We start from the raw sequence: 9,270 nt of genomic DNA, 5'->3' as shown, positions 1-9,270 counted from the left end.
ACGTCGGCGACAGCCCTGCCGTCCAGGCGGCCGTGCGCCACGGGCAGACCGTGGGCATCGGGAAGGCCGTGCGCGTCGGGGAGACCGTGCGCGTCAGGAAGACCGTGCGCGTCAGGAAGACCGTGCGCGTCAGGAAGACCGTGCGCGACCACCTCGGCCTCCGCCGCCCGGGGCACAGGCTTGCGAGTCCAGAGGATGGTCACCGCCGCGACCGTTTGGGCGATCAGCCCCGCCACGAAGGGGAAGGCATTGCCGATGCCGAGGAGGAAGCCGCCCACAGGCTGACCGGCCAGTGTGGCCGCCGCCAGCGCCCCCTCGTTTCTCGACACCGCCCATGTCGTGTGTTCCTTGGGGACGACCTCGGCGATCGCCGGCCCGAGTGCGCGCTGATGCAGGACAGTCAGCGTTCCTTCGACCACCACCGTCGCCCACAACACCGGCATCCATGGACCGTCGGCGGCGATCGTGATGGCGAGCAGCCCGATCGCCACTGCCCTGCCGACCTGGGAGATGACCAACAGCCGCCGCCGATCGTGCCTGTCCACCAGAACGCCGAAGGGAAGCGTGCAGAGCAGGTGCGGTGCCATCGACGCGAACCGCACCCACCCCGCAAGCACCGGCGAGCCGGTCAGCAGCAGGGCGAGGAGCGGGTAGGCGGCCGCGCTCGCCCTCGCGGCCACGGTGGCCAGGCTCGATCCCGCGAACAGCAGCCAGAAGTCGCGCCGCCAGCTCACACGTCGGCCCTGACGCGTCCGACAATGTGATTGATCAACTTCATCAGGTCGGGGCAGTAGACCGAGGGGTTGAGGAAACCGGACCCTTCGCGGTAACGGTGTGGATAGAGGCCGCCGCCGCAGGTGTCGCGCAGCGAGCAAGCCCTGCACTTCTCGCTCAAAGCCTCGATCCCTATCTGCCGAGCCGCGACCGAGGGATGCTCCAGCGCACGGTCTAAGGGTTCATCGCGCACGGTGAGCCCGGTTGCGGGTGCGCCGTCGAAAGCGGCCTTGAGCGAGTCGACCTGCTCGATGGAGCCGTCGGTCTCGATGACCACGAGTCGTGCGGGCTGCAGGCCGATGGCCTCCGTCATGCTCTGTCCGCCCAGCGCCATGCGGATGACGCTCTCGAACAGCCGAACCCGTGTCTGCCTGCTCGGCGCGGTGTACCACCGCTCGAAGATCTCCAGGAGCCAGTCCGCGTACGGCGTGTGATCCTCGTCGGTCGTACGCTTCGGGGGCGGGCTGGACCAGGTGCCGTGCGGCAGCAGGAAGTCGATGGCGGGCGGTCGCCACCTGAGCAGTTCCTCGTAGGTGGCGATCGGGTCATTGTCGACGTTGATCGTGCACAGTAGTCCACGGAACTGCGCCCGATGCGGTCCGGAGGCGAGGAGAGCCAGCCCGCGGGCCACAGCCTGGTAGGAACCGCGCCCTCCCGCGTAGCGCCGGTGCTGGTCGTTGTCCTGCTCGGCCCCGTCCAGGCTGACGCTGACGCCGATACGACGTTCAGCGGCAGTCCGCAAGAAGTCCTCGTCGATCAGGGTGCCGTTGGTCTGCATGCTCACCGCGACCTGTACATCGGGCTCCAGCACGCCGCGCAGGTCGGCGACGAACCCGTCGATCCACGAGGTCCCAGCGAGCAGCGGCTCCCCTCCGTGGAGCACCGCGTTCACGGAGGGGAGCCGGTGAACTCGGGCGTGCTCGGCGATGCGGTCGATCGTCGCCTTCATGGTCGCCGAATCCATCACCTTGTCGCGGGAAGACCAGCTCTGGTCGGCCATCTCGTACATGTAGCAGTAGTCGCACGCAAGATTGCACCTGCTGTGAATCTTGATCACGAACTGCGTGAACGGCAGCGGCCGCCATCCCGCCCTTTGCAGGGCGTCCATGTCGAGAAGGTCCGGCCACTCGGAGGTCTTCCTTCGCCCGGAGAACGAAACCGACGACTTCAACGCACGCCCCTTTCAGTCCACTGGCCTGCTCGGTTTCTTAGAGGGCGCTGGTGAACAAGTCGGCCGAGGCGGAGTCCTGCATGTCGGCGATGACGGCCTCGAGGACGGTGAGTTCGGTCTCCATGACCACCTTTTCCTTTCGCTTGGTACGGCGAACTACACGGCTAACGTTGACATCCCGCGCCACAGAATCACCTCAGCCTCACCACAGTCTCCGCCATCGCGCCGGTCTTCACCGTGCACCCTCCCGCCGACCCGGCGCAGATCCAGGGGCGGGCCCTGGGCGCGAATGGGCGCACTGCGGAGCAGGCTGGGACCCCACCGCTGGATTCGAGTGCCGCGATGGTGAGGTGTGGCGTGGTGACGCTCGGCGCGATGGACGGGATCCGAGGCCTTCACACAGAGCTGCGGGTAGTCCCCGCCAAGACGATGTGCGAACGGCTGCCGGAACAAGGCATGGATGCGAATCCCGGTGGTGGCGGTCACGTGGGCAGGGATGCGTTGGCGGACAGGACTGTCGGCAGGACCTCCGGGACCTCAGAGGCTCGCGTCACTCTTTGCGGAGCGTTCATGTCGAGAAGGTCCGGCCATCCGGCGGTCTTCCTTTGCCGGCGGAACGAGGCCGACGGCTTCAACGCACGCCGGCCTGCTCGGCTCCTTAGAGGGCGCTGGTGAACAAGTCGGCCGAGGCGGAGTCCTGCATGTCGGCGATAACGGCCTCGAGGACGGTGAGTTCGGTCTCCATGACCACCTTTTCCTTTCGCTTGGTACGGCGAACCACACGGTCAACCTTGACATCCCGCGCCACAGAATCACTTCAACCTCACCACAGTCCCCGCCAACGCCCTCGCTCATCCAGCCGGTCCCGCGGGCAGGGCCATCGGCAGGGCTTCCTGGACCCCAGAGGCTCACGTGATCGGGTGCACTGATCCCGGTCCGGGCAGGGGCCGCGCCCGGACCCGGTGCAGGGAACGGATGCCGCAGCTTCATCTGGAAGAGACAGGATCGTTCTCTGGGGATGTCAAGCGAACTGGCTGGTCGGCGAGAGGCTTGCGCTGCTCCGTTCAAGGAGCGGAGGAGTCACTCTGGTCAGGAGTCGTCGCCGGCCGCGAGTCCAGCCGTTTCGAGAACGGCTCTGGGTGAGGTGTTCACGAGTGTGCCTGGCCTGCGATAAGGCTGGCCTGCCAAGATCGCTTCCCAGCGCGACGATGCTCGCTTCCCGGACGGCTCATACGGTGAATGACGGCGGTGCCGAGCCCTCTCTCCCACGAGGGAGCTGATCCCCGTGGGAGAGGTCTGCAACAGGGGACGCGGCAGGGTCGGCGGGCGCGTAGGCCGTTCGGAAGCCCTGCCAGCACTGGATATCAGAGGCCGATCTTGCCCACGCCAGCGCCGGCAGTGACCGTCGACTTCACCGAGCAGTTGCACTCCGGAGTGTAGGAGTACGGGATCGTGGCCACGCTGCTCGCGTTGCGCGACAGGGGCGTGCCTGAGTTGACCAGGTAGTTGTTGAGCAGCTTGATGTTGCCCTGTGGCGAGGAGCCCTCTTGGAGGGACGTGGGGCGGCTGACGTTCTCGAAGTAGTTGCGCTCGACGTAGACGCCGGCGTTGGTGGTGGAGGCAACGCCGTAGCTGCCGATGTTGGAGTAGTAGTTGTTGAGCACGTGCACCGGGTTGCCGAAGCGGACCCGGGGGTGGCGCTGGTTGGTACCGTCGAACCAGTTGTGGACGTAGGTCACGCGCAGGTGGCCGACGTCGCCGGTGTTGCTGTCGGACGATCCCAGGAGCGCGGTCTTGTCGTGGCCGTAAAAACGGTTCCACGAGACGGTAATGAAGTCGGAGGCCAGGCGGATGTCCACGAGGCCGTCCGAGGCGCGGGTGAAGTTGTTGTGGTCGATCCAGATGTGGTGCGAGCCGTCCTGAACGTTGATGGCGTCGTCGCTGGAATTCTGGATGGTCAGGTTGCGGATGATGATATTGCTGACGCCGTTCATGGTCAGCCCGCCACCGTTGAGACCGGAGCCGGATCCGACGCCGAGGATGCTCTTGTTGGAGGCCACCCGGTACATCCCGGAGATGGAAATCATGCCGGAGATGCGGATGGTCTGAGTGCTGCCGGAACTGAGCGCGCTGGCCAGCGCCGAGGCCGTGGAGACCGTGACGGTCGAGCCACCGGCGCCACCGGTCGTACCGCCGTTCATGCCGGCGAATCCGACGGGGCTGGACTCGGCGGCGAGGGCCGGTTCCGCGCTTACCAGGACGCTGACCATCAGAGCCAGTGCTGCGGTGGCGGCGCTGAGACGTTGCATGACGACCTCCGTCGGGAAAACGCTTTCCGTGCGGGTGCGTGAACCGTACGAAAGGGTCGGCGCCACGTCAAGGAAGCAAGTTAGGCCACGGCCTCTGACCTGCTCCACCGCCATGAAACTAGATGAAAGGTCGCTAGTCGGGCATTCAGCGCTTTCCCGCGGCAGGCCATACGTTGCGACAACCTGGCGGACACGCTCCAACGTGGCCGTCGATCGGCACACCTCTCAGCGGGCCAATCTTGGTGCCGTCTGGCGGAGTGACGATCGCCGGGTAGGCAGTATCGGGGTCGGTGATGATGGAGCCGCACAGCCACTTGCGCATCGCGCGTGGTCTGGGCCGTGGCGGGCGCTGCCCGCTGCGTCCGCCGGGGACGGCGATCACATCGTGGGGGCGCCGGGGTGCGGGTTCGGCGTCGTGGACCACGCCGAGGGTGGCCGTTCTTTTGCGAGCCGGCTTCTCCCCGAGGCCAGCCGGGTGCGGAAGGTCGCCCTGGCCCGGGCGGCGGCCTTGGCGGTCGCGGGCCGCAGCGCCTCAGGGCGCATCGCGACGCCCTTGCCGTCCACGCTGAGCGCCGGCACCGTACACGACGTGCACGGCAGCAGAGTCTGCGCGGCGTAAAAGGCGTCGACGTCGGCCGCCGCCTCGGCCACGAGTTGCTCGATCTGCCGTTTGCCGATCATCGGTCCGCAGCGCGCGTTGATCGCCGCGTGGGCGGTGTCGAACGAGCCGCGCACTGCTTCGATCACCGCCAGTTTCGCCAGCCCGGCCGAATGCCGCACCGTCGGCCCCGGCCACCGTCAGGGCCGACCCGCCATGGCGGGCGCGGTGCACCTGCTGCCGCTCCCGTAATGCCCGCAGGTCGAGGTGCTCCTGCAGCAGCTGGCGTTGCAGCTCACGCCCCTGCTCGACGATCGTGTCCGCCAGCTGGTCATGCCTCAGCGACGCGGCTGCCGCAGGGGTGTGCTGGCCGATCAGACAGTTGAATGTGTTCCTCGCCTCTGCAAAGACGTCAGCGGTGACGTCTGTGTCGTACGGATACCAGGGTCCTTGTCACGCCCCGTCTGTCATTCGCTCACGTGACCGTGGCGGGCTGGGCGGACAGGAGGGTCTGTACCCAGCCGCCGACGTCGACGGTGCCCCGGCCGGTCAGGTCGTCGCCTCGGCCGTCGTAGGGGTTGACGTCGCGGTAGTGGTGCATGGAGTTTTCGCGGTGGTGGCCGAAATAGACACCCCCGCCAGGCGACAGCAGGTGGTCGAAATTCTGCCAGGTGGAGTCGCGTAGCTGGTAGCGCTTCCAGGAGCCGGCACCGCTGATGTTGTAGGAGATGAGCTGCCCTCCGGCCGTGGTGCCGAGGAGCCAGTCCGCTCCGGTGGCGGTGAGAGTTTTGAGGGTGAAGCCGCCGCCGATGGCGATGTTGCCGCTGATGTCGGCAAGGGCAGGTTTGGCGGCGGTGATGGTGTAGCGGTGGAGGGTTCCGTTCTCAATGCCGAACAGGTGACTGGTGCCGTCGTAGGCAAGCAGGTCGTGGGTGTAGCCGCTGCCCAGCAGGACGGGCGGCTTGAAGGTGAGGCTGTCACGGTTGCTCTGCACGTCGACGCGATACAGCTTGCCGTTGGCGTCGGTGAGCAGGATGGTGTTGGAGTTGAGTGTGGCCATGGCCTTGGGCGTGAAGCCGAGGGTGGCTGTGGACACGACCGCGCCGTGGGTGCGCTTTCCGGTGGCGGCGTCGATGGTGGTATAGGTCAGCTGCCCGTTCGGCAGCACCCCGTACACCGACGTGACGCCCTTTGGTCCGCCGAAGTGCGGGTTCTGCGCGTGGGTGAGGGTTTCCCAGCCCAGGAAGTGCGACACCCCGTCGGGGCGGTTCTTCTCGACCCACTGCTTGGCATAAGGAACATCGTCGTACCCGAGACGGTGGTGCAGCGCGTTGAAGCCGACCTCGAAGTGCTTCCCGAGGCCCTTGGTGACCTTTCCGCCGCACAGCCACGAGGGCACCGTCCCGCCCATCTGCAGGCGAGCGTGGAGGTCCATGGCGCGTCGCAGCCGGTGCTTGGCCACGGCGTACAGGTCCACACCTTGGTGGCCGGCCGTCTCGGCGACGTGGGAGATGGCCGCGAGGCCCCATCCGGTGTGCCAGAAGTCCCGGCAGGTTTCCTGGGTCAGCCCGTCCACGAACTTGGTCTGCCCGTGCCAGTAGCCGATGATCTCGGCTTTGGTGTCGTACTTGCTGTTCGGCGGCGCCTTCGGCAGAGAGCCGTCCGTCTCGAGGTAGATGTAGGCGGGCAGCCTGCCGCGCCAGGTCGCGATCGCCCGGTCGAAGGAGGCCCGGTCGTCGAGGTGCACGGCGATGCCGATGGCGGCATCGGTCATGATCAGTTCCCAGTTGCCGTTGTTGTTGGGCCTTCCGGCGATCAGGGTCGGGAGGTACACGGTGCGCAGCTTGCCGGCGAGCCGGCCGGCCTGGGTCCACCCGGTATAGGTGTGCTTGATGAGTTCGGCGGCGCGGGAGAAGTTGGCGCCCGCCCACCCGGTCTGCAGCGGCGCGTTGTCCCCGGTGTGTTTGGTGATCACGGCTGACCAGGCGTCCATGATCTGGATCGCCTTCTTGGCGTAGCGGGAGTCCTTGGTGAGGTACCACTGGAGGGCGTGCGTGTAGGCCGCCATGGCGTCCTCGCGTTCGTCCGTGCAGCCGTTGTCGGGTTTCGACGACGGGCCGCAATTCACCTCGCCGCGCGGGTGGGCCGTATAGGACAGCTTGGCAAAGCGATGGCTTTGCAGGGCGTTCCAGGCAGACTTCCACGGCTCGTTGCCGAGGTTGGCCCTGACGAAGTCGAGCTGAGCACGGCTGACCAGAACGCCAGGATGCTTGAACACGGCCGCCTGCGCAGGCTGCGGCACAGATAAGGCCGCGGCCACGAGCATGGCGGCGGCAAGAGGACGGACGAGACGCACGGGCTTCCTTCCAAGATTCGGACGCCCATTCCGCCAGCCGTCGGCTCAGGTGTCAAGGCGTTCGGGGTGTGGAGGGGTGCCCGCTATACCGAGCGCATACCGCACCCTGGCGATCTGGGGTACCTGGCCACGTTCCGGCAGGAACCGCACTACCTCACCTCGGCCTGGTCAACCCCAGGAACCGGCTCGCCCACGGCCGTGTCGCCCAGACCATCCTGGTCGCGCTGCTCGTCACCGTCGCCAACGACCACTTCCTCGACCAATGGCGCCACATCCACCAGCCCGAAGCCGTCAACACGGCCCAGCCGCCGACTCCCACCGACGAACTCACCAATCAACACTCCAACGAGCCGCCCATCCCGAACGGGAAACCCCCGCCACAGACTTAAGCCGCACAACTTTTCGCCACGACCCAGCACCCCGCCCGCCGCCGGCTTCACCATGCCCGGCACCGTACTCACCGCGCTCCGCCAGCGGCCTGACACCACCCGAGCCTTCCCAGGCACCCACTCCACGCGCCCCAAACCAGGACGAACCAAGTTCGAAAACCCCCGAAACGACAAGATCCCGCCCGATCGCAACGATCAGACGGGATCCCGTCAACTTCAGTCCAGCCGTTTCAAGAACGGCTCCTGGTGGGGTGTTCACGAATGGGGTTCACCTGGCGTGCAGGAGGGGTTGAGAAGATCGCTTCCCGGAAGGAAAGTGATCGTTTCCCAGGTGGTAGCTGCGTGAGGTGAGCAGTCCTGTGGCCTTCTCGTTGACGGTGTGCGGGCGGGCCGAACTCCGGCGGTAGCGAGGCAGACCCGCTTTGATCAGAATGTAACTCATGGACGATGTGCACACGCTTGATGGTTCAGGTCCTGTTGAGGTTGCTATCGGAGATGAGGGGGATCTTGCCGGAATTGTCGCTCTCCTCAACGACGTGTCGGCGACCTCGATCGCGTCTTTCGACTCCCGGCCGATCACGGTGGATGAGCGGCGCGCCTGGTTCGAACGGTTCTCCTCCACCGGCCCTTACCGGCTGCTCGTGGCTCGACGAGACGGTCAGGTGGTGGGCTATGCCTGCAGTCAGCGTTACCGGGATCACGATGCCTTCCGGGAGACGGTTGAGCTCAGCGTCGCGATCGATGCCGGTTGCCGGGGCTTGGGGGTGGGAACGTCGCTGTATCGGGCGCTGTTTGACAGCATTGCCGATGAGCCGATCCATGTGGCGGTCGTAGGTATCGCCATGCCCAACGATGCATCGGTCGCGTTGCATCGGAAGTTCGGCTTCACAGAGGTCGGGACGTTCCACGAGTACGCCGCCAAGAACGGTCAGTACATCAGTTCGCTGTGGATGGAGCGTCTCCTTTAACGGCCACCCGCAGCGGCATGCGCATGCGGTGACCGTGCAAAGGCTCGAGGGTGGGTGGATCGGACGTACTCCGCTGTCAGGGCGATGACGGAGGGGTTGACCGGCCGTCTCAAGGGCCACGACCTCGACCTGGGTGATCCGAAGAACCGGCTCGCCCACGGCCGCGTCGCCCAGACGATCCTGGTCGCGTTGCTCGTCGCAGTCGCCAACGACCACTTCCTCCACCAGTGGCGCCACACCCACCAGCCCCCAGACGAGCCCGACACACCCGCCGACGTCCTCCAGATCCCAGCAGAGCACATCGACCGCACGCCGCTCACGGGCCGGAGCCGGCCGCCACCGGCCCCATAGCCCGCAGTTCAGATCACCTTGTCGCAGCACTCAGCCCGGAGTCGGCGTCGGCATGCCCAGCGACACGAACTCCGACCTCCACCAGCGCTTCCCTGATCAGGAGTGATCGTTTCCCGTAAGTAGGTTCAGATGATGTTCGATCGCCTCGCGCATGACATGAGCAATAGTCAAGACCTGTGGATCATGAGTTCCTAGGCGGCTGTGGGGACGGGTGATTCTGTCGGGCGTTCGACGAGTTTGCCGTCGATGAAGGTGGCGCCGGCGCGGACCAGGGCGACCAGGTGGGCGCCGTTGACCGCACGCCAGCGGGACTGGGCGGACTCGATCAGCTTGAAGGCCATGGCCAGGCCGGCT

General features: G+C 66.3%; 9 protein-coding genes and 1 pseudogene. 2 read left to right on the top strand and 8 right to left on the bottom strand.

Annotation, left to right across the window (positions count from 1 at the left end; translation table 11 throughout):
- The 7 genes from ABN273_RS58560 to ABN273_RS58530 all read right to left on the bottom strand — a co-directional run.
- Positions 1-734 (bottom strand): MFS transporter (locus tag ABN273_RS58560; RefSeq protein ID WP_349458461.1); only part of this gene is annotated, 734 nt, incomplete at its 3' end.
- Complete coding sequence (locus ABN273_RS58555) at positions 731-1,882, bottom strand: FxsB family cyclophane-forming radical SAM/SPASM peptide maturase (protein ID WP_349458460.1); 1,152 nt, start codon at positions 1,880-1,882, stop codon at positions 731-733. The genes ABN273_RS58555 and ABN273_RS58560, both read right to left, overlap by 4 nt.
- 721 nt (positions 1,883-2,603) lie before the next feature.
- Positions 2,604-2,726 carry a hypothetical protein gene (locus ABN273_RS58550; RefSeq protein WP_349458459.1) on the bottom strand — a complete coding sequence of 41 codons (123 nt, stop codon included), beginning with the start codon at positions 2,724-2,726 and terminating at the stop codon, positions 2,604-2,606.
- Between the two features lie 583 nt (positions 2,727-3,309).
- Positions 3,310-4,368 carry a pectate lyase family protein gene (locus ABN273_RS58545; protein ID WP_349458458.1) on the bottom strand — a complete coding sequence of 353 codons (1,059 nt, stop codon included), beginning with the start codon at positions 4,366-4,368 and terminating at the stop codon, positions 3,310-3,312.
- Positions 4,369-4,632: 264 nt separating this feature from the next.
- A complete protein-coding gene (locus tag ABN273_RS58540) occupies positions 4,633-5,034 on the bottom strand; it encodes a hypothetical protein (RefSeq protein ID WP_349458457.1) in 402 nt (133 codons plus the stop codon).
- 293 nt (positions 5,035-5,327) lie between these two features.
- Positions 5,328-7,208, bottom strand: a complete 1,881-nt coding sequence (locus ABN273_RS58535) for an alginate lyase family protein (RefSeq protein WP_349458456.1) — start codon at positions 7,206-7,208, stop codon at positions 5,328-5,330.
- A gap of 149 nt (positions 7,209-7,357) precedes the next feature.
- A complete protein-coding gene (locus ABN273_RS58530; RefSeq protein ID WP_349458455.1) occupies positions 7,358-7,651 on the bottom strand; it encodes a hypothetical protein in 294 nt (97 codons plus the stop codon).
- Positions 7,652-8,037: 386 nt separating this feature from the next.
- On the opposite strand from ABN273_RS58530, the gene ABN273_RS58525 reads away from it, so the two are divergent.
- Both ABN273_RS58525 and ABN273_RS58520 read left to right on the top strand, forming a co-directional pair.
- Positions 8,038-8,565, top strand: a complete 528-nt coding sequence (locus ABN273_RS58525; RefSeq protein ID WP_349458454.1) for a GNAT family N-acetyltransferase — start codon at positions 8,038-8,040, stop codon at positions 8,563-8,565.
- An 84-nt stretch (positions 8,566-8,649) separates the two neighbouring features.
- Positions 8,650-8,916 (top strand): hypothetical protein, encoded by a 267-nt coding sequence (locus tag ABN273_RS58520; RefSeq protein ID WP_349458453.1) that lies wholly within the window; start codon positions 8,650-8,652, stop codon positions 8,914-8,916.
- 191 nt (positions 8,917-9,107) lie between these two features.
- Here the strand turns inward: ABN273_RS58520 and ABN273_RS58515 are convergent.
- Positions 9,108-9,270: pseudogene (locus ABN273_RS58515) on the bottom strand (IS256 family transposase); the annotation flags it as partial.

The organism is Nonomuraea sp. B19D2 (assembly GCF_040137845.1).
Taxonomy (GTDB): Bacteria; Actinomycetota; Actinomycetes; order Streptosporangiales; family Streptosporangiaceae; genus Nonomuraea.
This window is presented reverse-complemented; position numbering and strand designations above follow the sequence as displayed.

What these genes read in the sequence shown, in the direction of transcription:
- ABN273_RS58555 (WP_349458460.1), bottom strand. Translation starts at nt 1,882, where the DNA reads ATGGACGCCCTGCAAAGGGCGGGATGGCGGCCGCTGCCGTTCACGCAG.
- ABN273_RS58545 (WP_349458458.1), bottom strand. Translation starts at nt 4,368, where the DNA reads ATGGCGGTGGAGCAGGTCAGAGGCCGTGGCCTAACTTGCTTCCTTGAC.
- ABN273_RS58530 (WP_349458455.1), bottom strand. Translation starts at nt 7,651, where the DNA reads ATGGTGAAGCCGGCGGCGGGCGGGGTGCTGGGTCGTGGCGAAAAGTTG.
- ABN273_RS58525 (WP_349458454.1), top strand. Translation starts at nt 8,038, where the DNA reads ATGGACGATGTGCACACGCTTGATGGTTCAGGTCCTGTTGAGGTTGCT.
- ABN273_RS58520 (WP_349458453.1), top strand. Translation starts at nt 8,650, where the DNA reads ATGACGGAGGGGTTGACCGGCCGTCTCAAGGGCCACGACCTCGACCTG.